The sequence below is a fragment of the Kosakonia sp. LAM2021 genome (assembly GCF_016620385.1).
Classification (GTDB): domain Bacteria; phylum Pseudomonadota; class Gammaproteobacteria; order Enterobacterales; family Enterobacteriaceae; genus Kosakonia; species Kosakonia sacchari.
This window is the reverse complement of the sequence record NZ_JAENHT010000006.1, coordinates 152288-176122: the sequence shown is the minus strand read 5'-3', so window position 1 is coordinate 176122 and position 23835 is coordinate 152288. Positions and strand designations below refer to the sequence as shown.

Genomic DNA, 23835 nt, shown 5'->3' with positions numbered 1-23835 from the left:
GCTTTTTCATGACTGCGGGTTTATTTAAGCAGGGTAAAGGCGGTTGTTACGTGTTTCACCCCGCTCACGCGACTGGCGATATCCGCGGCGGCACGGCCTTCACGCTCGGTGACCAGCCCCATCAGGAACACTTCACCATTTTCCGTCGTCACTTTCACGTTTGACGATTTCACCTGGTCGCTGCTCAGCAACTGCGAGCGCACTTTGGTGGTGATCCAGGTATCGGAAGAGGCCGTACCCAGACCAATCGGCTGACCCTGGCGGATCTCGTTAAAGACTTCGGTTGTCCCTTCCACACCAACGGCAATCTGTTTTGCCCGCGAAGAGAGATCGGTATTCGGCGCCTGGCCGGTCAGCAGCACTTTCCCCTGGTAGGCGGTGACGTTAACACGCGCTTCTTTCTTAATTTGTTCGTCTTTCGACAGCGCGCTATTCACGCGCAGCTCCAGCGTGCTGTCATCCACCTGGGTGCCAACGGTTCGCGGATCCGTCGCGGCTTTTGTGCCCACGGCTGCGGAACCTACCACCACTGCGCCAACACAACCCTGTAATAGCAGCGCGGAAATAAGGACTGCGAGGGGCGTAAATGCCTTCATGTGTACTCCTTAATCATCCTGGTGAGGAAAAAGCGTATTATCAATTAGATCGCATAAGCAATTTACCGTCAGCATATGCATTTCCTGGATGCGCGCGCTGCGGTGGGAAGGAATACGAATTTCCACATCCTGCGGCCCCAGCAGACCCGCCAGCTCGCCACCATCGTAGCCCGTCAACGCAATGATCGACATATCGCGCGTCACCGCCGCTTCGACGGCTTTAACGATATCGCGACTGTTACCACGCGTTGAGATGGCCAACAAAATATCGCCGGTATGGCCGAGCGCCCGAACCTGCTTGGCATAAATTTCATCATGCAGACGGTCATTTGCTATCGCGGTTAAGACCACATTATCGGTATTAAGTGCAATGGCAGGTAAACTAGGTCGTTCTGTTTCAAAACGGTTGATCATGCTGGCAGCAAAATGCTGTGCGTTGGCGGCAGATGTACCGTTGCCACAACAGAGGATTTTGTTGCCATTCAGCAGGGAGTGAACCATCGTCATGGCTGCTCGGGAAATGGCATCAGGTAGCGCTTCCGCCGCCGCAATTTGGGTTTGAATGCTTTCCGTAAAGCAGACTTTAATTCGTTCGAGCACGGTAATCCCTATCATTGAGCAATCATGAGTGGTCGTTAAAGGCGTTGGGTATCCACTCAACATCATTTTCGGTGAAGGCTACCACATCAAACCGGCAATCCACAGTGTCAAAACTCCCATTGTGCCGGGCCAGCCATAAACGCGCGGTATGTAGCAGTTTGGCTTGCTTGGCACGAGTGACGCTGCTTGCCGCACCGCCAAAACGCGCCGACTTTCGATAGCGCACTTCAATAAACACGGTCGTCTTGCCGTGTCGCATTATCAGATCGATTTCGCCGCCGCGCTCGCGCACATTGGCGGCGATAAAGTGCAGTCCTTTGCTTTCCAGCAGGTGACGCGCTTTCCCTTCCCACACGTCGCCGGTCTGCTTACGGCTTAATTCGCCGGGACGATTTGCCCCTGTTGGTATTTGAGCCATGACAACTTCCTGTTGATCACGCAATCCTGTGTAGCCGTTAAATCGCCGGTATTGCCATTCAGCTCGAAACCCGGCACCTGACGCATTTGCGAGAAGTTATTCGCCAGCGACCAGGCATCCGCGCCCATTGCGTACAGACGCGCCAGCGAGTAGTCGTTATTCACGCTCTTCAGCGCTTGCTGCATCAGCGACGGGTTTGCCCCGGCAAGCATCGGAATTTCGTTGAATTGCAAGCCTTCCATTTCAAGGCGGAAATCCGGACCTGCGCCGCCCTGCGCGCTGCGTGAACTGGCGTACAGCATCACGCCGCTCTGGCTGCCGGTACGCAGGGTGATCATCGGTTTAATCAGCGCGATTTCATCCTGTGTGGCGACGATATATACCGCGTCAACGCTGCCGCTACCGCTAATTTGCGCATCCGTCGGCGGAGCCGGAATATTCAGACCGCCAACCGTCACGCCTGGCTGCTGTGGCAGGCTGGAGGCAACCGGGCTACCGGTCAGGGCGATACCAGAGCGACCGTTCAGCCCCATACGCAATTCAGCGGTGGATCCAAATTTCTGCGCCAGCACCACGCCGCCGCCCAGTTTTTTCCACTCATCGGCAAACGCAGTACTAACGCGTTCACCCAACGCGCTGCGTGGCACCAACAGCAGCGGCGCATGACGGCCCTGCTCAAAGATATGGCGCGCGGCATCGTGAGCTTCATCCTCTGGCGAGAGGGCGAAGTAACAAATGTTGGCACGGTTTTCGACATGTTCCGGCTGGTTGAGCGCCAGAACGTTCAGCGACGTGTTGCTGCGCATCAGCTCTTCAACGTTGTTTTTGAGAAGCGGGCCAACCACGATACTGGCGCCGTCTTGCTGAACCTGGTTGAGGATCTGATCCATCGGCTGCGCGCTGGTATCGTAAACTTTCAGCTCAGCACCGGGGTTCGCTGGCGTGCCTGCCACCGCAGGTGCGGCGACCGGTTGCGTCGCATTGGCGTCGGTCGGCTGAGTAGGCGTTGTGGCTGCTGGATCCGGCTGGGCAGCGGCGGCAGAATTTGTTGCTGCATCACTTTGCGCTGCGCTATCCGGCGCTTGCGCTTGTTGTGCATCCGGTGCAGCCGCATTTTGCTGCGCCGGGGCGTTAGTCAGATCATTCACGTTAGCGTCTGATGGGCTGACAACGGCTGCGCTGGCGGCCTGCGCAACTTGCTGCGGAACCGCCGGGCCGGAAACCGGGGCGATGCCGTTTTTCGCCGCTTCAAAACCTTGCTGGATAGCGCGGCTAAATACCGATGCCTGACCATTTAGCGGTAACAGCAGCGCGATTTTGTTGGTTGCTGCCGGTTTAAAGTTTTGCAGGTTCGACAACTGCGTAGGCAGCATTTTCGCCGCCGGGTTTTGCGGGTAGCGCGTTTGCCAGTCGGTAATGCCCGCTTTTAACATATTGGGGTCGTTGCGGTTGTCGAACCACATGCGTTGCAGGTCGAGCCAGCCTTGCAGCGTCACTTCATCGGCGTTAATCACCAGCGCTCTGGCTTGATCTTGCGTCATGGAGGCCAGAGCTTGCCAGGTGGCGTCGATGTTTTTCTGCTTCTCTTCTTGTTTACTCAACAGCGGTTGCTGGGCAATGAGCGCGCGCAGCAGCGTCAGAGAAGGTTTGCCTTGCGAGGCGGAAATGCCAATTTGCCAGTAACGCGCTTGCTGGTTTTGCTCAAGATCGGTGGGATCGAGTTCGTTGAGTTGCGCCTTCGCACCGGCAAAATCCTTCTGCGCCAGTTTCATTTCGGCAGCGAGCAATGTGCGTTCTTTGCGCTGGTTATCGCTCAGATCCTGCGGCAACTTGGCAAACAGTTCGCTGGCCTGCTGGGTTTTTCCCTCTTTCAGCAGTGCACGAATGGCGAGTAATTGCCAGTTGGTCTTGCTATCATCTGTGCTTTGCTGCATCTGCTGCAGGTAATAGCCAGAATCGGCCTGGGCTTCGCCCTGCATATGCGAGGCGCTCTGGTCTGTCGATTGCGTGCCGCAGCCTGCAAACAGCAGGGCGGCGAGCACCACAGGCAGGCAGCGCGTGGCTTTCGAACGTAGAAATCTTGACGGTAGCATACTGTATCCAGTGATAATTTTTACGCAATGCTCAATATTAAATCGGCAATACGGATGAAACAATGAAACAACACGAATCGGCGGAGAATTCTCAAGGTCAGCTCTATATTGTACCTACTCCTATCGGGAATTTGGCTGATATTACGCAGCGCGCGCTTAACGTGTTACAAGCCGTTGATTTAATTGCCGCTGAAGACACCCGCCACACGGGTTTATTGCTCCAGCACTTCGCCATTAATGCCCGTTTGTTTGCGCTGCATGACCATAATGAACAGCAAAAAGCCGAAACGCTGGTGGCGAAGTTAAAAGAAGGGCAGAACATTGCGCTGGTCTCCGACGCCGGAACGCCATTGATTAACGATCCAGGCTACCATCTGGTGCGTACCTGCCGCGAGGCGGGTATCCGCGTGGTGCCGCTGCCGGGGCCTTGCGCGGCCATTGCTGCGTTAAGCGCCGCCGGGCTGCCATCGGATCGTTTCTGTTATGAAGGTTTTCTGCCCGCCAAATCGAAAGGACGTCGCGATACGCTCAAAGCGCTGGAAACCGAAAGCCGTACGCTGATTTTCTATGAATCCACGCACCGCTTGCTGGAAAGCCTGGAAGATATGGTCGCCGTGTGGGGCGGATCCCGTTACGTGGTACTGGCCCGCGAGCTGACCAAAACCTGGGAAACCATCCAGGGTGCGCCGGTGGGCGAGCTGCTGGCATGGGTTAAAGAGGATGAAAACCGCCGTAAAGGCGAGATGGTACTGATCGTCGAAGGGCACAAGGCGCAGGAAGATGAGTTACCCGCCGATGCGTTACGCACGCTGGCGTTACTGCAAACCGAGCTGCCGCTGAAAAAAGCGGCCGCGCTGGCGGCGGAAATCCACGGCGTGAAGAAAAACGCGTTGTATAAATACGCGCTGGAACAGCAGAACGGCTGAGCGCCAAACTGAACGAAAAAAAAGCATGGCCGCAGCCATGCTTAAAAAGTGAGGTTTACTTTTCTTATAAAAATCAGGTCACCGGAGCCGGGTTAAACACTGCCAGTTGGTTGTGCAGGCCCCACTGATCCGAGAAGGTTTTCTTACGTCCGCTGGCGACATCCAGGATGAAGTGGAACAGTTTCCAGCCCACATCCTCAATCGTCTCTTCGCCCGTGGCGATCGTCCCGGCGTTGATATCCATTAAGTCATACCAGCGGTTCGCCAGTTCGGTACGCGTTGCCATCTTAATCACCGGTACCGCAACCAGGCCGTAAGGCGTACCGCGACCAGTGGTGAAGACCTGCAACGTAATCCCGGAAGAGACCTGTTGAGTACCACACACGAAGTCACTCGCCGGCGTTGCCGCGTAAATCAGGCCGCGTTTGGTCGGGCGCTGGCCGGGAGAGAGCACTTCAGAAATGGCGCTTTTACCGGATTTCGCGATGGACCCCAGCGCTTTCTCGACCACGTTCGCCAGACCGCCTTTTTTGTTCCCCGGAGAGGGGTTGGCGCTGCGGTCGGTTTTGCCCATATCAAGATAGTTATCGTACCAGGCCATCTCTTCCAGCAGGCGTTTGCCCACTTCTTCGTTAATGGCGCGCGGCGTCAGTAAGTGGATCGCATCGCGCACTTCGGTCACTTCCGAGAACATCACCGTGCCGCCGCAGCGAATAATCAGGTCCGATGCAAAACCAACCGCCGGGTTAGCAGTAACGCCGGAGAACGCATCGCTGCCGCCGCACTGCATGCCGACAACCAGTTCGGAGGCCGGGCAGGTTTCACGTTTGCGCTGATTGAGCTTCACCAGGTGGCGTTCAGCCACTTGCAGAATGTCGTCCACCATTGAGCGAAAACCTACATGGTGTTCATCCTGCAAACGCACAATGCTGGCGCTGTCGACCGGAATGGCCTGCACATCTTCGGTGCCTTGCAGCAGACGTTCCGGCTGTAATTTTTCACAACCGAGACCAATCACCATGACTTCACCGCCAAAGTTCGGGTTCAGCGCAAGGTTGTGGATAGTACGAATCGGGATCACCGCAGCCGGCGCGTTAATCGCCACGCCGCAGCCATAGAGATGGTTCAGACCGACGACGCCGTCCACATTCGGGTATTTTGGCAGCAGATCGCGTTCGATAATCTTCACGACATAATCGACAACGCCCGCCACGCAATGCACGCTGGTGGTGATGCCCAGCAGGTTTTTGGTGCCGACGCTGCCGTCCGCATTGCGGTAGCCTTCGAAGGTGTAACCTTCCAGCGGCGGCAGCGGTTCAGGGACTTTGGTCGCCAGCGGCAGCGTGTTCAGCGGCGGCGCTTTTGGCAGCTCAACGGTAGATTCATCAATCCAGCTACCGCGTGCAATGTCGCGTACAGCGTAACCAATCACTTCGCCGTAACGTACGATTTCACCGTGATGGGGAATATCGACCAGCGCCACTTTATGGCCTTGCGGGATATGTTCAATAAGCTCAAGTCCATCCGGAAAACGTGTTCCCGCTTTTAAGCCATTGTCATTAACGATGATCGCGACATTATCCGTGTCGTGTACCTTAATATAAAACGCCCCTGGCGGTTGCTGTCTAATTTCAATGTCGGACATTGTTAAGTAATCTCCAGCTAACTGTACGATGCATTACTCAATAAAAAGAGGAACCATTCTTTATTCTGTAATTAATATCAGAAATAAAAATCTCATTTGCTGAAATAAGAATGTCAGGAGTTTAAATAATAAAATGTGATCTGCATCACTTATTATTGTGATCTCCCGTCTGGCGGGGCTGTCTAATGCAAGATCTGTGCATTAGCGCCCAGGCGTATGTGCATATGCTCAAATTATTCTTTTCGTAAAAGGTTAAAATTGAGCAACCCTCCAATGTGTGACATCATGGCGCTGATTATACTGAGGGCTAATAAAATCGAAGTGCCAATTATCTGATAATAGTTTCGAGTGCTTAAATAAAATCAGATAAGAAACATCACAATAATTATATTTTAAAGTTAGCGGTGCCCGAGGAAATTAAAATGACTGTTGAACATGCCGTTGAAACAAAACGGGGCTTACCCACCCGTTATTTAATTTTGCTGATTATATTTATTGTTACTGCTGTGAACTATGCAGACCGCGCTACGCTGTCCATTGCCGGGACAGAGGTTGCGAAAGAGCTGCAACTTGATTCTGTCTCGATGGGCTACATCTTTTCTGCATTCGGCTGGGCTTACCTGCTGATGCAAATCCCAGGCGGCTGGTTGCTTGACCGCTTCGGCTCGAAAAAGGTTTATACCTACAGTCTGTTTTTCTGGTCACTCTTCACCTTCTTGCAGGGTTTTGTTGATGTTTTCCCGATCGCATGGGCCGGGATTTCGATGTTTTTCATGCGGTTTATGCTCGGCTTCTCAGAAGCGCCTTCGTTCCCTGCGAACGCCCGCATTGTTGCGGCCTGGTTCCCGGCGAAAGAGCGTGGTACGGCCTCTGCGATTTTTAACTCCGCGCAGTACTTCTCTCTGGCGCTGTTCTCGCCGCTGCTGGGCTGGCTGACTTTCGCCTGGGGCTGGGAACATGTGTTTACCGTGATGGGCGTGATCGGTTTTGTGCTGACCTTCGCTTGGGTGAAATTTGTCCACAACCCAACTGACCATCCTCGGATGTCCCGCGAAGAGCTGGAGTACATCGAGCAAAATGGCGCGGTCGTGGATATGGACCATAAAAAAACGGACGACAGTAAAAACGCCGGTCCTAAAATGGATTACATCAAGCAACTGCTGTGCAACCGTATGATGCTTGGCGTGTTTTTTGGCCAGTACTTCCTGAACACCATTACCTGGTTTTTCCTGACCTGGTTCCCGATTTATCTGGTACAGGAAAAAGGCATGTCGATCCTCAAGGTCGGGTTTGTTGCCTCCATTCCGGCGCTGTGCGGTTTTGCTGGTGGCGTGCTGGGCGGATTTTTCTCGGATTACCTGATTAAGCGCGGTTCCTCGCTGACCGTGGCACGTAAATTCCCTATCGTGGTTGGGATGTTACTGGCTTCAAGCATCATTCTGTGTAACTACACCGATAACACCGTACTGGTTATCGCCCTGATGGCGCTGGCGTTCTTTGGTAAAGGTTTTGGCGCGCTGGGCTGGCCGGTTATTTCCGATGTCGCGCCGAAAGAGATTGTCGGTCTGTGCGGTGGCGTATTCAACGTGTTCGGTAACGTGGCTTCTATCGTGACGCCGCTGGTTATCGGATACATGGTTAAAGAGTTGCATTCTTTCAACGGTGCGTTGGTGTTCGTAGGCTGTTCAGCGCTGATGATGATGGTCTGCTATCTGTTCGTGGTTGGCGACATCAAACGTATGGAACTGAAGAAATAAGCAACAACTCATTAAGGTACAAAAGATGAATAACGATATCTTCCCAAACAAATTCAAGGCCGCGCTGGCGGCCCAACAGATTCAAATCGGTTGTTGGTCTGCGCTGGGTAGTCATATCAGCACTGAAGTTCTGGGCCTGGCGGGCTTTGACTGGCTGCTGCTGGACGGCGAACACGCCCCAAACGACGTGCTCACTTTTGTACCGCAATTAATGGCATTAAAGGGCAGCGTTAGCGCGCCGGTGGTGCGGGTTCCGACTAACGATCCGGTGGTTATCAAGCGCTTGCTGGACATCGGTTTCTATAACTTCCTGGTCCCGTTTGTCGAAACCGAAGAAGAAGCGGTGAACGCCGTGGCGGCGACCCGTTATCCGCCGGAAGGCATTCGCGGCGTCTCTGTTTCGCACCGCGCCAACATGTTCGGCACCGTGCCGGATTATTTCCGCCAGTCCAACGCCAACATCACGATTCTGGTGCAGATCGAAAGCCAGGCGGGTGTGGATAACCTCGACGCAATCCTTGCGACCGACGGCGTAGACGGGGTGTTTGTTGGCCCGAGCGATCTGGCGGCCACGCTGGGTTACATCGGCAACGCCGCGCACCCGGAAGTGCAGCGCACCATTCAACACATTTTTGCGCGCGCCAAAGCGCACAACAAACCGAGCGGCATTCTGGCGCCGGTTGAAGCCGACGCACGCCGCTACCTTGAATGGGGCGCGACCGTGGTGGCCGTTGGTAGCGACCTTGGCGTGTTCCGCTCAGCCACGCAGAAGCTGGCCGACACCTTTAAGAAATAATCAAACCACCATTAAAGAGAGAGACGCAATTATGACGATGAAAGTTGGTTTCATTGGCCTGGGTATCATGGGTAAACCAATGAGTAAAAACCTCATTAAAGCCGGTTACTCACTGGTGGTCGTGGACCGTAACCAGGACGCCGTTGCTGAAGTGATTGCCGCAGGCGCCGAAGCCGTAACCAGCGCGAAAGCCGTTGCAGAGCAGTGCGATGTGATTATCACCATGCTGCCGAACTCCCCGCATGTGAAAGAAGTGGCGCTGGGCGAAGGCGGCATCATCGAAGGCGCGAAGCCTGGTACTGTGCTTATCGACATGAGCTCCATTGCACCGCTGGCCAGCCGTGAAATCAGCGAAGCGCTGAAAGCGAAAGGCGTTGACATGCTGGACGCGCCGGTCAGCGGCGGCGAACCGAAAGCCATCGACGGCACGCTTTCCGTGATGGTGGGCGGTGACAAAGCGATTTTCGACAAATATTACGATCTGCTGAAAGCGATGGCGGGTTCTGTGGTGCATACCGGTGATATCGGCGCGGGCAACGTCACCAAACTGGCAAACCAGGTGATCGTGGCGCTGAACATTGCCGCGATGTCCGAAGCGCTGACGCTGGCAACCAAAGCGGGCGTTAACCCGGACCTGGTCTACCAGGCAATTCGTGGTGGTCTGGCGGGCAGCACCGTGCTGGACGCGAAAGCGCCGATGGTGATGGATCGCAACTTCAAACCGGGTTTCCGTATTGATCTGCACATTAAAGATCTCTCCAATGCGCTGGATACCTCGCACGGCGTGGGCGCGCAGCTGCCGCTGACTGCTGCGGTGATGGAGATGATGCAGGCGCTGCGTGCTGACGGTCTGGGCAATGCCGACCATAGCGCGCTGGCATGCTACTACGAGAAACTGGCGAAGATCGAAGTTACTCGTTAATAAGAAGGGCGCGGCGCTGCGCCCTTGACTCCTTATTTATCCACTTCTTCAGGCCGCTATTGGCCTGAAGGGTGAAGTGCGCGGCACTATCAGGCTCACAACTATGAAAATCGTAATCGCCCCAGACTCTTACAAAGAAAGCCTTTCAGCTACTGAAGTAGCGCAGGCGATAGAAAAAGGATTTCGGGAAATTTTCCCGGATGCTCAATACGTTTCTGTTCCGGTTGCGGATGGTGGCGAAGGTACGGTTGAAGCCATGATTGCCGCCACAAATGGCACGGTGCACACCGCGCGCGTCACTGGACCACTGGGTAAACATGTTGAAGCCTGCTGGGGGATGTCTGGCGACGGAAAAACCGCGTTTATTGAAATGGCAGCGGCGAGCGGGCTGGCGCTTGTTCCACCTGAATTACGTAACCCTTTGATTACCACTTCGCGCGGCACCGGGGAACTTATTTTGCACGCGCTGGAACAGGGGGCGACCACAATTATTATCGGCATTGGCGGTAGCGCGACTAACGATGGCGGCGCGGGTATGGTGCAGGCGCTGGGGGCGAAACTAACCGATGCCAACGGGACGGAAATCGGCTACGGCGGCGGTAGTCTGATAAGCCTGAACGCCATTGATATTTCCGGGCTCGATCCGCGTTTGCAGCACTGCACACTGCGTGTCGCCTGCGATGTTACTAACCCGCTGATCGGCGAACAGGGCGCATCACGCATTTTTGGTCCGCAAAAAGGGGCGACGGAGGCGTTGATTGTCGAGCTGGATCGTAACCTGAGTCATTTTGCGGATGTCATTAAAAAATCATTGCGCGTTGATGTGAAAAACGTGCCTGGCTCCGGCGCAGCGGGCGGCATGGGCGCGGCGCTGATGGCTTTTCTCGGCGCGGAATTGCGCAGCGGCATTGAGATCGTGACGCAGGCACTCAATCTTGAAGAGCATATTCACGATTGCACACTGGTCGTGACGGGCGAAGGGCGCATCGACAGCCAGAGTATTCACGGCAAAGTGCCGGTGGGCGTGGCGCATGTCGCCAAAAAATACCACAAGCCGGTGATCGGTATCGCCGGGAGTTTGACCAGCGATGTGGGCGTGGTTCACCAGTACGGCATTGACGCGGTATTTAGCGTACTGACCAGCATCGGCACGCTGGAAGAGGCGTTTCGTGGCGCGTTTGACAATATTTATCGCGCATCGCGCAATATTGCCGCCACCTTGCAGGTGGGAATGTTGACGGAAGGGTGACAGGCGCAAGCAAACCCTCTATACTGCGCGCCGAAGCTGACCAGACAGTCGCCGCTTCGTCGTCGTCCTCTTCGGGGGAGACGGGCGGAGGGGAGGAAAGTCCGGGCTCCATAGGGCAGGGTGCCAGGTAACGCCTGGGAGGCGCAAGCCTACGACCAGTGCAACAGAGAGCAAACCGCCGATGGCCCACGCAAGTGGGATCAGGTAAGGGTGAAAGGGTGCGGTAAGAGCGCACCGCGCGTCTGGCAACAGTTCGCGGCACGGTAAACTCCACCCGGAGCAAGGCCAAATAGGGGTTCACAAGGTACGGCCCGTACTGAACCCGGGTAGGCTGCTTGAGCCAGTGAGCGATTGCTGGCCTAGATGAATGACTGTCCACGACAGAACCCGGCTTATCGGTCAGTTTCGACTCTTAAAGACCCCCGCAGGAGCAATCTTGCGGGGGTTTTGCTTTTGGTGCTGGACGATAAATGACTGTCCACTCCGCTTTCGATGAAAGAATGCGGCTTATCGGTCAGTTTCGACTCTTAAAGACCCCCGCAGGAGCAATCTTGCGGGGGTTTTGCTTTCTGATACAGGCAAGATGAATGACTGTCCACTCCACTTTCTATGAAAGAACGCGGCTTATCGGTCAGTTTCGACTCTTAAAGACCCCCGCAGGAGCAATCTTGCGGGGTTTTTGCGTGCGGAAGTTGGCAACTTGCAGGCATTTTGCTGTTGCGCGCGTCGTACCGTTAAGCACCGGTACTGCTAACCTTATAAATAAATATCCCGTCGGAAGTCTGGTGAAAAGCGCTAACATGTTCTTAAACGGTTTTGAAACTAACATCGCGGGAGTCGCTGGCGTCATGGAACAAAAATCATTGATCATTATTCAGATGGGGGATGCCCCGAAGCCTTTACGTGACGCCCACGGGGATGTTCCGCATTGGTTTTGCCGGGCTCTTGGTTGTGCTCCTGAAGAGGTGGATGTGGTTCGCGTCTTTGAAGGCGAAACGCTGCCAGCCCCGGATGCGCGCCGGGCGGCGATCATTACCGGTTCATGGGCGATGGTTTCCGACAGGTTGCCGTGGAGCGAGAAAACCGCAGAATGGATCCGTGAAGCCATTGCGGTTGAGATGCCGCTGTTTGGCGTGTGCTATGGCCATCAACTGATGTCCTGGGCCTTAGGCGGGAATGTTGAATACCATCCGCAGGGGCGCGAGGCGGGGACGAAAACCGTTTATTTGCACGCCTCGGCGCTAAACGATCCGTTACTCAGCCACCTTTCTGAAAGTTTCCCTGCTCACCTGACGCACCGACAAACCGTGACGCGACTGCCTGAAGGCGCATCGGTACTGGCCTCTTCCGCGCATGATAATCATCAGATCGTTCGCTACGGGCCGCGGGCCATTTCGGTGCAGTTTCACCCGGAAATGACGCCGGAAATCGCGACCGATCTGCTGCGTTTGAACCGCGCGCATATCGAAAAAGAGGGTACTGATGCCGACAGCTTAGTCGCCGGTGTGCTGCCCGCGCCGGGAGCGGCGGAGATCCTGCGGCGTTTCGTGCAGGACGTGACCGAGCGCAACAACACGCTGTTACCGAATGCTGCCCAGTGAACGGTCTTGCGCCGTACCCTGCACCAGCCGGGTTAACTCCTCGCAGCGGGTGATTAGCCCGTTCTCCAGCGTGAAATGCGCAAACACGTCAATGTGTGCCTGAGCGCCATCTTTCTTACTCACTGCTACAAAATGGTGCGTCAATACGTCATTGTTTTGCCCGGCAATGGCGACCACCGTTAGGTTAATGGCGTGCGTCAGATGTTTGAGCTTTGCCATATGCTCAACAAATCCCGTGAAATCCAGCGACTGCCCGTCGACAACTTGTTGATAATCCGGCGAGAAGAATTCGCGGATTTTCGCTTCGTTATGTTCCGGGTGGCAAACGACGCTTTGCAAAGCCAGGGCGATACGTTGGGTGATATCCATCATTGTTGTCCTCATTTGTGTTTATAAAGAGGATATCGCCCCACCGCGTTGGTACATTAACCGCATCAGGACATCAAATACGGTTTATCAGCCATGTTGATCGTACAAAATCAGCGGCTCACGCATCAAAACAAGCACGCCACCGAGTGGCACCAGCACGCTACCGGGCAGCTGTTTTGCATTCAGCGGGGGATGATGGTTGTGAAAACGGAACAGGCGCAATGGGCGCTAACGCCCGCGACTGTCGGCTGGTTTCCTGCGCAGATGCGCCACTGCGCCTGGAGCGTGGGCGACGTGGAAGGACATAGCCTGCAACTCAACCATGATGATGCACCCGCTTTCGCGGGAGTGTGGCCTGCCGATCCGTTTATGATGCTGTTAATGGAACGCATAACGCAGTGCGGTCCGGCTCGCGAGGCATCGCTTCTGGCGTTGATGATGGAGGAGATTCGCGTGGCGCCAGACGCGCCGTTGCAGTTAACCCTGCCGCAGGATCGTCGGGCGAAGCGGGTGGCTGAACTGCTGCTGTCGGAGCCTCAAAATCCTGCAAATCAGGCGCAGCTGGCGTGTTGCTATGGCTTAAGTGTCAGAACATTAAGCCGCTTGTTCAGCGAACAAACCGGGCTGAGTTTTAGTCAGTGGCGGCAGCAGGCAAAAGTACTGGCATCAATGGCGCATCTGCTGCGTGGGGCGTCGGTGAGTGAGACGGCAGAACGTTGCGGGTACGATAACGTCAGTGCTTTTATCGCCGCATTTAAACTGCGCTTTGGCAGCACGCCGGGGCAGTTTCAGGCGCGACAACAGCTGCGCTAAGCTCTCTCCGGTGGAGAGCGCAAGGGAGTTACGAGTTACGCGCCAATCGGCTGATAACCTTGCCACTCGGGTTTGAAATGTGTGCCGTTTTCATCCGGCGTCAGGTGGATGTAGAGATCGCCGATTTTTTGCAGAAGTAAGCAATCATCGACCTCTTTCAGGTTGTCTTTATGCTGCTGCAATGCGCCGGTTAGCAGGCTGGAGAGTGCTTTGCTCTTTGCTTGGGCCGCGTCTTTTGCCACGAACAGATCAAAAGCGTGCAACTCTGCAAGCGTGTCAGGATGGTAGGCGCCTGCATTGACGAAAAAGAGGTGCTGCGCTGTAGATGAAGGTTTTTCTGACGACAACGTGATGCGGTAGCCATCGGCCCAGTTGATGCGAGCGTAACCGTCAATATGTACTTTGTCTTTATCACCGTACCAGGCTTCCCTTAATGCGGGCCAGGCGTCTTGCGGTTCGCGGGCTGCCACAAACTGAACATCATGGACTTCGATATTAGATTTACCTGCGTTGCCGCCAAGATAAAACAGATATAAAAACATCGCGCTTCTCCTTGTTAGTCCTTTTAAGCGGGGGCTATTTCACCATCGCTATATCTTTTTGTATATAACGAAGTGCCGAAAAGCGCTGATATGCTGTGCAGGATTCGCCCCGGTCATAAGTGCCGGGGTTTTTGGGTCAGGCGGTGGCTTCTTCTTCCGCCAGTCGGACAACGGCTTCTGCGACAATGGCTTCCAGCTCTGTCAGCATCTCTTCATAACCGAATCCAGCCATGGCGGGGAGTGGGTTTTGCTGTGTAGGGTCTGTCATAAAATTCATTGTGCTGCTCATTTCATTTACTCACTTACGTAACGCAACTATCACACCGGTAAATCTATCAGCAAAGCGCGCAACGGCGTATCCGCAACTAGGGTTATGTTAGCCTCGTCACGAATAAACGCACCGTCACCGCAGGTCAGTGCTTCTTTTGCTTCGCAATGCGTTACGGCGTGTACCGTACCGTGAATCGATTGCAAATAGGCGCGCGGGCCATGCAGTTGAATCTGCAACGCTTCGCCTTTGGCAAGCTCAATATGGTGCAGCCACACTTGCTGGCGGAGCTGCAAACTTCCCTGGCTGCCGTCAGGGGAAGCCAGCAGTTGCTGCGCCACATCGGCAACGGTCATTTTTTGAACCGGCGGGTTTTCACGCTCGGGACAGGCGTCCAGCCATAACTGCATGCGCGTTAATGATTTGTCTTTGCTCAGGTTATGCTCGCTATAACTGATGCCGGGCTGGGTGGCAATTAACAACGCTTCACCAGCTTTCGCCTGAACATGATTTCCCTCGCTATCGCGGTATTCCGCTTCACCTTCCAGAATCAGGTTTAAAATATCCACTTTCGGGTAGGTGCGTGGCTGGAACGATGCGCCCGGGGCGAGCACTTCCTGGTTCAACACACGCAGGGAGGCATAGCCCAGCAATTTCGGGTCGAAGTAATGTCCAAATGAAAAGGTGTAGCGGGCCTGAAGCCAGCCGAAGTCAGCTTGTCCGCATTGTTTTGCAGTACGTGTAGTAATCATAATTGTTGACCTCTCTTTACTTAAAACAATGTTAAAGGTATGGACGCTGCATTGTTAGCCAGATATTCTGCCCGGTATGTTCAAATTTCCTGAATGAGAACACTCATGGCCAAAGAAAGGGCGCTGACGCTGGAAGCGTTACGTGTGATGGATGCGATTGACCGACGCGGAAGCTTTGCCGCGGCGGCGGATGAGTTGGGGCGTGTGCCTTCTGCGCTCAGCTATACCATGCAAAAACTTGAAGAAGAGCTGGATGTCGTGCTGTTTGACCGCTCCGGGCACCGAACGAAATTCACCAATGTAGGGCGAATGCTGCTGGAGCGGGGTCGCATCCTGCTGGAAGCCGCCGATAAACTGACGACCGATGCAGAAGCGCTGGCGCGCGGTTGGGAAACACACTTAACGCTGGTCACTGAAGCGCTGGTGCCAACGGGGGATCTGTTTCCGCTGGTCGATCGGCTGGCCGCAAAAGCCAATACGCAGTTATCGATCATTACTGAAGTGCTGGCCGGGGCGTGGGAGCGGCTGGAGCAGGGACGTGCCGATATCGTTGTCGCCCCGGATATGCATTTTCGCTCTTCGTCGGAAATCAACTCACGCAAGCTTTACTCGGTAATGAACGTCTATGTTGCTGCGCCGGATCATCCGATCCACCAGGAAGCGGAACCGCTCTCGGAAGTAACGCGCGTGAAATACCGCGGCGTGGCCGTTGCCGATACCGCCCGCGAGCGTCCGGTGCTGACGGTACAGCTTTTGGATAAGCAGCCAAGGCTGACGGTGAGTACCATCGAGGATAAACGCCAGGCGCTGCTGTCCGGCCTGGGCGTGGCGACGATGCCTTATCCACTGGTGGAGCAGGATATCGCCGAAGGTCGCTTACGTGTCGTGAGCCCGGAATATACCAGCCAGGTAGATATTATTATGGCCTGGCGTCGCGACAGTATGGGCGAAGCGAAAGCCTGGTGTCTGCGGGAAATTCCCAAGCTGTTTGCCGGTAAATAAGTCATTGCTCCACGTTGGTGGAGCAATGCCATTCAGGGGAACGCTTTCGGTACGGGGCCAAAGGGGTTTTCTACCGGCGTGCCGCGCTGGCTGTAAAACGCCAGCAGCATCAACCAGCCAATTACCGGAAACAGCAGCAGCAACAGCCAGCGCCAGCTCCGGTTGGTATCATGCAGGCGGCGTACCTGAACCGCCAGGTTTGGCACCAGCACCAGCAGGGCGTAAATCTGGCTTAACAGGTGCCAGCCGATGATCCTGTCGACCACATACAGCACGCCAAAGAGAATGGTATTGACCAGTGTGAACATCCAGAATTCGCGGCGGTGCGCGCGTCCGTGAAATGTCGCGTAGTTGCTCAGTACCCTAAAATACCAGTCCATTTCCCACCTCGATCAACGGTCAATCCGTTGTTTTCTCAACGATCCCTGTAAGAATAGACGGCAAAAATACAAAGCGAAAACCCGGCGAGAAATAATTTGGGCGCGGTGAAACGCGCCCGGAAGATCAGGAGAAACGCAGGTCGCGTCCGTGTGGCTCATCCAGATCCTGCCACGGCCCGATAGAGATAATTCCGGTCGGGTTAATGGTTTTGTGGCTGCGGTAATAGTGGTTGCGGATATGGGCGAAATCGACCGTTTCCGCAATGCCCGGCATCTGATAAATATCGCGCAGGAAGCCGTGTAGGTTCAGATAGTCGCTGATGCGGTGCTTGTCACACTTGAAGTGAGTAACATAGACCGGATCAAAACGCACCAGCGTTGTCCACAGGCGGATATCCGCTTCCGTTAGCCGGTCGCCGGTCAGATAACGATGCTGCCCCAGGATCTGCTCAAGGCGCTCCAGCGAATTGAAAACATTCACTACCGCTTCGTCATACGCTTGCTGACTGGTGGCGAAACCGGTTTTATAGACACCGTTGTTCACGTTGTCGTAGATCCAGCCGTTCAGTTCATCGATCTGGTCGCGTAATTCTGGCGGGTAGTAATCGCCCGCTTTCGCGCCCAGACCGTCAAAAGCGGTATTGAACATGCGGATGATTTCCGCCGATTCATTGCTGACAATGGTGTGGTTCTTTTTATCCCACAGCACAGGCACCGTGACGCGGCCAGTGTACTGCGGATCGGCATGCAGGTAGAGCTGATAGAGGAATTCGTGTTGATACAGCGTATCGCCAGTTGCCGCCGGAAAGTCATCGTCAAAAGTCCAGCCGTTCTCCAGCATCAACGGGTTGACCACGGAAACAGAGATAAACGGCTCAAGGCCTTTGAGTTTACGCAGGATCAGCGTGCGATGCGCCCACGGGCAGGCGAGTGAAACATATAAGTGGTAGCGGTCTTTCTCGGCGGCAAAGCCACCTTCGCCAGAAGGACCTGGTGCGCCATCTGCGGTAAGCCAGTTGCGAAATGCGGATACCGAGCGCTGGAAACGTCCGCCGGTGGATTTGGTGTCATACCAGTTGTCGTGCCAGACGCCGTCAATCAGTTGTCCCATTTTGTCTCCTCCTTCTGAATAGCAAAAGCGAGGAGTGGTCTCCTCGCTTTGATCTCTTCACTCAGTATAGAGCGCTTACCATTTTTTATTCAGGACGCGGTCGATACTGATGGCGCCCGGACCAGTGATGCCCAGCAGCAGGTAACCGCCAGCGATGGTCAGGTTTTTCATGAACATCAGCGAGTTCACGCCTTCTGCAAAGTTGCTGTGGAAGATGAACGCGGTCAGCAGCGTAAAACCTGCGGTGAACAGCGCTGTGGTACGGGTCAGGAAGCCGAACAGGATCGCCAGACCGCCGCCAAACTCAAGAAGAATGGTCAGCGGCAGGAAGAACCCCGGCACGCCCATCGCTTCCATATATTGCTGAGTGCCTGCATAACCGGTGATTTTGCCCCAGCCTGCGGTAATAAACAAAATCGGCATCAGGATACGAGCAACCAGGAAACCAACATCTTCTAATTTTTTCATCTTTCTCTCCAGGGAATCACAATAGCGGCTTTCAGTAAAAGGTCTGCAATTACGGGCGTGTGCCGCGTGCTTGCTGTCGATGGAGAGGATAGTAATCGTGACGGGAAAAGATTGTTAGCAAGGAAAACTGTCGAATTTTTTCAAAAAAACTGAGCAAGCACCAAAGCAAACGGGCGATGGATAACCATCGCCCGCGTAAGCCGTGCTGTGATTGTGTTTCAGTGCGTTGCGTTGAGCGTTGATTTGACCAGCCGCCATAAGCTCCATGCGCCTAAACCGCGTTTGGCCCAGCGCACAAGCATATTGGGGTGGCGAACGGACCATATCGCCATCGCGCTGCTGCCCACCAGCGCCCATGAGCGCAAGCTGAGCAGCGTATTCCAGCCGCGATCGTAGGCTCCGGTTGCTTCCAGCCACTCACGGCGACTGGCGGTGAGATCCAGGCGTTGTTGTTGGATTTCACTGAGCAAACGTGCTTTGCGCTTCAGACGTTCCGCTTTGCTGCTCACTTATCCTCCTCCAGCAAGGCACGGTCGTTTGCCAGCTCCTGGCGAGTATGACGCAGCAGCGTCGAGGCCCGCGCTTTACGCAATGTCCAGATGCCGCCTATCAACGCCAGCACCAGCAACACGACGGTGGTTGCAATCATCGCGTTCAGGCGATATTGCGGATCGATGGCCCAGATAATCAGCACCATCAGGCTCATCAGGCCAAATGCGGCGAAAAGCATGGTCAGCCCTACCATAAGCAGCAGCTGGAATAAGTTCGCTTTCTCTTCTTCCAGCTCGACAACCGCCAGCCGCAGGCGGGTCTCAACCATTTCAACAAGAATGGTCACAATGCGTTGACCGATCCCCAGTACGCTTTTGCCCGGCCCTTGCGCGTTTCGCAGATCCGTCATCTTAGCGACGCGACAGCAATACACCCAGCACCACACCGACGGCGGCACCGATACCTACGCTGGCCCACGGGTTGTCACGCACATACTCATCGGTACGCGCCGCCGCTTCACGGGTTTGGCGGGCGAGCGCATCGCCAGTTTCGCCCAAACGGTGACGGCTGTCGCGCAGCGCCTGTTCCGCTTTAGTGCGTAATTTACTCAGCTCTTCTTTCGACTTATCACTGGAATTGCTCAGCACTTCTTCCAGCGTATCCGCCAGGGATTTCAACTCAGCGCGCAAATGGTCAGCATTATCTTTCGACATAATTCTCTCCAGGTGAGTGAGTGGTTATTTCCATTAAATCAGTAGTCACGCGCTTCCAGGGCTTTCAGTTCCGCCTGCGCCTCTTTCAGCTTGTGCTCGCGTTTGCTTATTTTCTCCGCATTGCCTTTTTGCTTTGCCTCATTCAGATCGTGGCGGCGCTCGGCAACCTCTTCTTTCATCTCAGCGATTTTTTTCTGATGGGCGGCGCGCAGCTTGCTGTCAGAGCAATTGGCGCGCACTTCTCGCAGCGCCTTGTTCAGACCGTCAATTCGGCTCTGATTGTTATGCTTTTCGGCATAGCTGATTTCACGCTGGATCTCATGCTCCTTTTCCTGGCAGGGCGAAGCCGCCTGGGAAAATGCGCTCAGCGAAAAAAGGGCCAACGCCAGTGCGATGCGGTTTTTCATAATCGAGAACCTTCCATTGTTGGCCAGCGAAACGATGGTTACGCCAGCATCCAGTGACATAAAGCGAACTCTGGTTCCGTGTACTCAAGCATAGTAAGTAAACGGACAAACACCAAAGTGAGTGAAAAGATTCAGAATCCTGGAAAGGTTAACCGAATCGATGTGTGCTGTTGCGCAGGCGGGTCAGCCACGCGGAAGTTTGGCTGTTATCATCGTCCTGGGCGGCGATGATGTAACCATGAGGTAAGGTGCGATCGAGCACGATTTTCGCCGCCGCGCTCTGCTCACTGGATTCAAATTTGATTAACAGCGTGTCGTCCTGCGGCGTAATACTTTTAAAGTGAATGCCGTTGGCATCCAGATGATGCCAGACAGAGAAACCATCCGGCACGCTGACGTTTTGCGTGATCGGGCGAATCGCCAGCGTTGATTCACGGTTTTGCAGCGTCGTCCAGGCGAAAAACATCACGCTGAAAACGGTCATCGCCGCGACACCCATCAGTAACCAGCGTAAAAAGGGACGTTGCAATTCCATGGTCTTAACCCCGGTTGCGATATTTTTTCTTCCACAGCACCACCAGTGAGCCAGCAAGGCCAATCACCAGTAATACCACCGGAAGCAACATCAGGCAGGACATCAGGGCATCTTCGTATTTACGAAACACCGGCGTCTTGCCCAGCAGATAACCCAGCGTGGTGAGTATCAGCACCCACAGCAGACCGCTCATCCAATTAAAGAACTGGAAGCGGGCATTACTCAGACCAGAAAGTCCGGCAATAGTTGGTAACAGGGTGCGAACAAATGCAATAAAACGACCAATCAGCAGGGCGGAAAGGCCATGTTTGTGGAAAAGATGGTGCGCGCGCTGATGATAATGCGCAGGCAGATGTGATAACCAGTTTTGCACGATGCGCGTATTACCCAGCCAGCGCCCCTGAATGTAACTGAGCCAGCACCCCAGGCTTGCCGCCACTGTCAGCAATAAAATGGTTTGCGGATATCCCAGCGCGCCTTTTGCAATCAGCACGCCAATCAGTACCAGCAGGCTATCGCCCGGAAGAAAAGCTGCCGGAAGCAGGCCGTTTTCAAGAAATAAAATGACAAATAAAACAAAATAAAGCATGCCGATCATACCGGGCTGCGAGAGTGTCGCGAAATCCTGGCTCCAGAGGGCATGGAGTAATTGGCTTAAAAGTTCCATTCAGTGTTCCTGGTACATCGGTTTACGTCACGCCCAGCACAGCACGGCGATTATCTTTAATACATTATGGTCGCTCGTGGCACACTCGATACGGCATATTCTGATAACGGACGTTGTGAGCAAGCACTAACTTACATGATGACAAATGCATCCAATTGTAACAAATGCCGACGTTATGAGTCAGTCAGAAAAATGAGTTTCGGTGATGATTTTGCTTGTCGCGGCAGGGGGAGGCGAGGCTATTTACAAAGGCTGACACTCTAGACGGTTTACTTACCTTAAACCAGGGCAGGCGCAGCGTAAGTGTGCGCCTTGTAGGACATTTTTTATTTGCTGCCGGTTGCGGCGGTATCGAGATGCACCACCGGGTTTTCCGCAAACAAATAGCGATCGGCGTTGAACTCGAAATCATCGCTGGTTTCGTTAAACAGCATCTGTTTGGTGTTTTCCAGATGTTGCCACATCGCCAGTTTCGCCGCGTGCGGGTCTTTGCGAATCAGCGCGCGCAGGATCTGGTCATGATCATCACACCAGTTATCCACGGTGCGTAAATCGATGTGATCGTGCAGTTTTTTCCAGTACGGGTTGTGAACACGCTGTGTCCACATTTTCTCGACGATGGCCGCAAGCGCCGTGTTTTGTGTCGCCAGCGCGACCTGTACGTGGAACTGCAAATCCCACTCAGAATCGCGGAAGCACTTCTCTTTGCGCGCATTATCCTGAATTTCCATCAGCTTCATGATGTCCTGTTTCGTCACCTGAGTGGCGGCGAATTCAGCAATATTACTTTCGATAAGCTGACGTGCCTGCAGCAATTCAAACGGGCCGTAATTGGCGAACTCAAGGTTTTCATCCGGCGCCTGGGTGTGGCGTGCTACGTTGGAAATAACATGGATGCCGGAGCCTTTGCGAACTTCAACATACCCTTCCACTTCGAGCATAATAATGGCTTCACGAACCACGGTCCGGCTTACGCTTTTTTCATCGGCGATGAAGCGCTCGGCGGGTAGTTTGTCTCCCACCAGATAGACGCCTTGCTCAATACGGCTTTTAAGCTCCGCGGCAAGCTGCTGGTACAAACGTCGTGACTCGGAGATTTCCATATGTGAGCTCCAGGAAAAAGAAGGGTAATAGTAGATTTGTTATACCACTTTTAGTGCTTTCTCACCATCGCAGATAGTAAAAAAGCCGCACCAGGCGGCTTTTTTAACTATCAAAATCGAGACTTAACTTTGTGCGGCAGGGCCACCAAGCGAATGTTCTTTCACGACCTCTTCGGCTGATTTGTTTTTCAGCACGGTCCAGATAACCACAGCACCCAGCAGGTCAAACAGCGCCAGCACAGCAAACAGCGGGCTAAAGCCGATGGTATCTGCCAGCGCACCAACCACCAGGGCAAACATGGTACTTGCTGTCCACGCTGCCATACCGGTCAGGCCGTTCGCCGTTGCCACTTCGTTACGACCAAATACGTCAGAAGAGAGCGTAATCAGCGCACCGGACAGAGACTGGTGAGCAAAACCACCGATACACAGCAGGCCGATTGCCACATACGGGCTGGTGAACAGGCCAATCATGCCAGGGCCAATCATCAGTACCGCGCCCATGGTCACAACCATTTTGCGGGAAACAATCAGGTTTACACCGAAGATACGCTGGAACAGCGGCGGCAGGTAACCACCCACGATACAACCCAGGTCGGCGAACAGCATCGGCATCCAGGCGAACATGGCGATTTCTTTCAGGTTAAAACCGTAAACCTTGAACATGAACAGCGGGATCCAGGCGTTAAATGTACCCCAGGCTGGTTCTGCCAGGAAACGCGGCAGCGCGATACCCCAGAACTGACGGGTGCCCAGAATCTGCCAGACGGACATTTTCTTACCGTTGTTGGTCTGGTGCTGTGCTTCCTGACCGCCAATGATGTACTCGCGTTCTTCTTCGCTCAGTTTTTTCTGATCGCGCGGGTGTTTGTAGAAAATCAGCCAGGCCATCGCCCAGGCAAAGCTCAGCACACCAGAAATAATGAACGCCATTTCCCAGCTGTGCATAACAATTGCCCACACCACCAGCGGCGGCGCAATCATCGCACCAATAGAAGAACCGACGTTGAAGTAGCCCACCGCGATAGAACGTTCTTTCGCCGGGAACCATTCGGACGCCGCTTTCAGACCCGCCGGGATCATCGCTGCTTCAGCAGCACCCACCGCGCCACGCGCCAGTGCCAGACCACCCCAGCTGCCTGCCAGCGCAGTCGCGCCGCAGAATACCGCCCAGGTAATCGCAAAGAAGGCATAACCAATTTTAGTGCCCAGAACGTCCAGTACGTAGCCTGCAACAGGCTGCATAACAGTATAAGCCGCGGAATAAGCCGCAATGATGTAAGAGTATTGCTGAGTAGAAATGTGCAGCTCTTCCATCAAGGTTGGAGCGGCAGCCGCTACGGTGTTACGTGTCAGGTAGCCCAGCACGGTGCCGACCGTCACCAGTGCTATCATGTACCAACGTAATCCTTTGATTTTACGCATGTAAACCTCATCGTTATGTTATTACCGCCTGCGCGGCCATCCTTCGATCGCGTTCGGAGGATGAAACGGGGAGGACGTACCCGGGAGAACTCCCGGTACGGCCCAAACCTTGCCATAAGTAAGCGTGTTTAAGTCGGTATCCGTACCCAAAAAATCCGATTAACTTTTTATCGGGAATGCATTCC

28 protein-coding genes and 1 other RNA gene are annotated in these 23835 nt (G+C 54.3%); 9 read left to right on the top strand and 20 right to left on the bottom strand.

Features of this window, described 5'->3' with window-relative positions; translation table 11 throughout:
- Positions 1 to 20: 20 nt before the first annotated feature.
- The 4 genes from dolP to JKP81_RS14735 are packed head-to-tail and all read right to left on the bottom strand — an operon-like array spanning position 21 to position 3707.
- Positions 21 to 596: a division/outer membrane stress-associated lipid-binding lipoprotein gene (dolP, locus tag JKP81_RS14750; protein WP_017457372.1), complete on the bottom strand. Its 576-nt coding sequence runs from the start codon at positions 594 to 596 to the stop codon at positions 21 to 23.
- Between the two features lie 9 nt (positions 597 to 605).
- Positions 606 to 1196: a DnaA initiator-associating protein DiaA gene (gene diaA / locus JKP81_RS14745; RefSeq protein ID WP_040016590.1), complete on the bottom strand. Its 591-nt coding sequence runs from the start codon at positions 1194 to 1196 to the stop codon at positions 606 to 608.
- A gap of 22 nt (positions 1197 to 1218) precedes the next feature.
- Positions 1219 to 1614, bottom strand: coding sequence for a YraN family protein (locus JKP81_RS14740; protein WP_200552333.1), 396 nt, complete (start codon positions 1612 to 1614; stop codon positions 1219 to 1221).
- Complete coding sequence (locus JKP81_RS14735) at positions 1572 to 3707, bottom strand: penicillin-binding protein activator (protein ID WP_200552332.1); 2136 nt, start codon at positions 3705 to 3707, stop codon at positions 1572 to 1574. Before JKP81_RS14735 ends, JKP81_RS14740 begins: the two co-directional genes overlap by 43 nt.
- Before the next feature lie 62 nt (positions 3708 to 3769).
- Between JKP81_RS14735 and rsmI the strand changes: the two genes are divergently transcribed.
- Positions 3770 to 4633 carry a 16S rRNA (cytidine(1402)-2'-O)-methyltransferase gene (gene rsmI / locus JKP81_RS14730; RefSeq protein WP_200552331.1) on the top strand — a complete coding sequence of 288 codons (864 nt, stop codon included), beginning with the start codon at positions 3770 to 3772 and terminating at the stop codon, positions 4631 to 4633.
- Between the two features lie 73 nt (positions 4634 to 4706).
- Here the strand turns inward: rsmI and garD are convergent, their stop codons facing one another.
- Positions 4707 to 6278 (bottom strand): galactarate dehydratase, encoded by a 1572-nt coding sequence (gene garD / locus JKP81_RS14725; RefSeq protein ID WP_200552330.1) that lies wholly within the window; start codon positions 6276 to 6278, stop codon positions 4707 to 4709.
- A 422-nt stretch (positions 6279 to 6700) separates the two neighbouring features.
- On the opposite strand from garD, the gene JKP81_RS14720 reads away from it, so the two are divergent.
- The 6 genes from JKP81_RS14720 (at position 6701) to JKP81_RS14695 (ending at position 12603) form a co-directional block, all read left to right on the top strand.
- Positions 6701 to 8035, top strand: coding sequence for an MFS transporter (locus JKP81_RS14720; RefSeq protein WP_200552329.1), 1335 nt, complete (start codon positions 6701 to 6703; stop codon positions 8033 to 8035).
- Positions 8036 to 8060: 25 nt separating this feature from the next.
- Positions 8061 to 8831: a 2-dehydro-3-deoxyglucarate aldolase gene (gene garL / locus JKP81_RS14715; protein ID WP_200552328.1), complete on the top strand. Its 771-nt coding sequence runs from the start codon at positions 8061 to 8063 to the stop codon at positions 8829 to 8831.
- Between the two features lie 31 nt (positions 8832 to 8862).
- Entirely contained in the window at positions 8863 to 9753 is an 891-nt protein-coding gene (garR, locus tag JKP81_RS14710) for a 2-hydroxy-3-oxopropionate reductase (RefSeq protein WP_200552327.1), read from the top strand.
- Between the two features lie 103 nt (positions 9754 to 9856).
- Positions 9857 to 11002, top strand: coding sequence for a glycerate 2-kinase (gene garK / locus JKP81_RS14705; RefSeq protein WP_200552326.1), 1146 nt, complete (start codon positions 9857 to 9859; stop codon positions 11000 to 11002).
- A 32-nt stretch (positions 11003 to 11034) separates the two neighbouring features.
- An RNA gene (gene rnpB, locus JKP81_RS14700) (RNase P RNA component class A) lies at positions 11035 to 11413 on the top strand.
- A gap of 437 nt (positions 11414 to 11850) precedes the next feature.
- Complete coding sequence (locus tag JKP81_RS14695) at positions 11851 to 12603, top strand: glutamine amidotransferase (protein WP_200552325.1); 753 nt, start codon at positions 11851 to 11853, stop codon at positions 12601 to 12603.
- Here the strand turns inward: JKP81_RS14695 and JKP81_RS14690 are convergent.
- Positions 12583 to 12975: a nuclear transport factor 2 family protein gene (locus JKP81_RS14690; RefSeq protein ID WP_200552324.1), complete on the bottom strand. Its 393-nt coding sequence runs from the start codon at positions 12973 to 12975 to the stop codon at positions 12583 to 12585. The genes JKP81_RS14695 and JKP81_RS14690 overlap by 21 nt on opposite strands.
- 90 nt (positions 12976 to 13065) lie before the next feature.
- Here JKP81_RS14690 and JKP81_RS14685 point away from each other — a divergent pair, with 90 nt between their 5' ends.
- The gene (locus tag JKP81_RS14685) at positions 13066 to 13785 is read left to right on the top strand and encodes an AraC family transcriptional regulator (RefSeq protein ID WP_200552323.1); all 720 of its coding nucleotides are present in this window, start codon (positions 13066 to 13068) and stop codon (positions 13783 to 13785) included.
- Between the two features lie 35 nt (positions 13786 to 13820).
- On the opposite strand, the gene JKP81_RS14680 is transcribed toward JKP81_RS14685, so the two are convergent.
- From JKP81_RS14680 to JKP81_RS14675, 3 genes are all read right to left on the bottom strand, one after another.
- Positions 13821 to 14327, bottom strand: coding sequence for a DUF1543 domain-containing protein (locus tag JKP81_RS14680; RefSeq protein WP_200552322.1), 507 nt, complete (start codon positions 14325 to 14327; stop codon positions 13821 to 13823).
- A 136-nt stretch (positions 14328 to 14463) separates the two neighbouring features.
- Positions 14464 to 14595: a hypothetical protein gene (locus tag JKP81_RS23730; protein ID WP_370568884.1), complete on the bottom strand. Its 132-nt coding sequence runs from the start codon at positions 14593 to 14595 to the stop codon at positions 14464 to 14466.
- 50 nt (positions 14596 to 14645) lie between these two features.
- Complete coding sequence (locus JKP81_RS14675) at positions 14646 to 15347, bottom strand: pirin family protein (RefSeq protein WP_065369439.1); 702 nt, start codon at positions 15345 to 15347, stop codon at positions 14646 to 14648.
- A gap of 105 nt (positions 15348 to 15452) precedes the next feature.
- On the opposite strand from JKP81_RS14675, the gene JKP81_RS14670 reads away from it, so the two are divergent.
- Complete coding sequence (locus JKP81_RS14670) at positions 15453 to 16349, top strand: LysR family transcriptional regulator (protein WP_200552321.1); 897 nt, start codon at positions 15453 to 15455, stop codon at positions 16347 to 16349.
- A 32-nt stretch (positions 16350 to 16381) separates the two neighbouring features.
- Here JKP81_RS14670 and JKP81_RS14665 read toward each other — a convergent pair whose 3' ends face one another.
- The 11 genes from JKP81_RS14665 to JKP81_RS14615 form a co-directional block, all read right to left on the bottom strand.
- On the bottom strand, positions 16382 to 16729 hold the full coding sequence (locus JKP81_RS14665) for a DUF805 domain-containing protein (RefSeq protein ID WP_200552320.1): 348 nt from the start codon (positions 16727 to 16729) through the stop codon (positions 16382 to 16384).
- A gap of 124 nt (positions 16730 to 16853) precedes the next feature.
- Positions 16854 to 17840 carry a glutathione S-transferase family protein gene (locus JKP81_RS14660; protein ID WP_200552319.1) on the bottom strand — a complete coding sequence of 329 codons (987 nt, stop codon included), beginning with the start codon at positions 17838 to 17840 and terminating at the stop codon, positions 16854 to 16856.
- Positions 17841 to 17915: 75 nt separating this feature from the next.
- The gene (locus JKP81_RS14655) at positions 17916 to 18308 is read right to left on the bottom strand and encodes a DoxX family protein (RefSeq protein ID WP_020455382.1); all 393 of its coding nucleotides are present in this window, start codon (positions 18306 to 18308) and stop codon (positions 17916 to 17918) included.
- A 218-nt stretch (positions 18309 to 18526) separates the two neighbouring features.
- Positions 18527 to 18817 carry a YqjK-like family protein gene (locus JKP81_RS14650; protein WP_200552318.1) on the bottom strand — a complete coding sequence of 97 codons (291 nt, stop codon included), beginning with the start codon at positions 18815 to 18817 and terminating at the stop codon, positions 18527 to 18529.
- Entirely contained in the window at positions 18814 to 19209 is a 396-nt protein-coding gene (locus tag JKP81_RS14645) for a phage holin family protein (RefSeq protein ID WP_017457400.1), read from the bottom strand. The genes JKP81_RS14650 and JKP81_RS14645 overlap by 4 nt, the downstream gene beginning before the upstream one ends.
- A gap of 1 nt (position 19210) precedes the next feature.
- Positions 19211 to 19513, bottom strand: a complete 303-nt coding sequence (locus JKP81_RS14640; RefSeq protein ID WP_017457401.1) for a YqjD family protein — start codon at positions 19511 to 19513, stop codon at positions 19211 to 19213.
- 38 nt (positions 19514 to 19551) lie between these two features.
- Positions 19552 to 19920 (bottom strand): DUF1090 domain-containing protein, encoded by a 369-nt coding sequence (locus JKP81_RS14635; RefSeq protein WP_025263828.1) that lies wholly within the window; start codon positions 19918 to 19920, stop codon positions 19552 to 19554.
- 148 nt (positions 19921 to 20068) lie between these two features.
- Positions 20069 to 20455: an EnvZ/OmpR regulon moderator MzrA gene (mzrA, locus tag JKP81_RS14630; protein ID WP_200552317.1), complete on the bottom strand. Its 387-nt coding sequence runs from the start codon at positions 20453 to 20455 to the stop codon at positions 20069 to 20071.
- Positions 20456 to 20459: 4 nt separating this feature from the next.
- Positions 20460 to 21122, bottom strand: a complete 663-nt coding sequence (yqjA, locus tag JKP81_RS14625) for a DedA family general envelope maintenance protein YqjA (RefSeq protein WP_017457404.1) — start codon at positions 21120 to 21122, stop codon at positions 20460 to 20462.
- A 326-nt stretch (positions 21123 to 21448) separates the two neighbouring features.
- Positions 21449 to 22225, bottom strand: a complete 777-nt coding sequence (gene exuR / locus JKP81_RS14620) for a transcriptional regulator ExuR (RefSeq protein ID WP_020455378.1) — start codon at positions 22223 to 22225, stop codon at positions 21449 to 21451.
- 123 nt (positions 22226 to 22348) lie between these two features.
- Complete coding sequence (locus JKP81_RS14615) at positions 22349 to 23650, bottom strand: MFS transporter (RefSeq protein ID WP_200552316.1); 1302 nt, start codon at positions 23648 to 23650, stop codon at positions 22349 to 22351.
- Positions 23651 to 23835 lie beyond the last annotated feature (185 nt).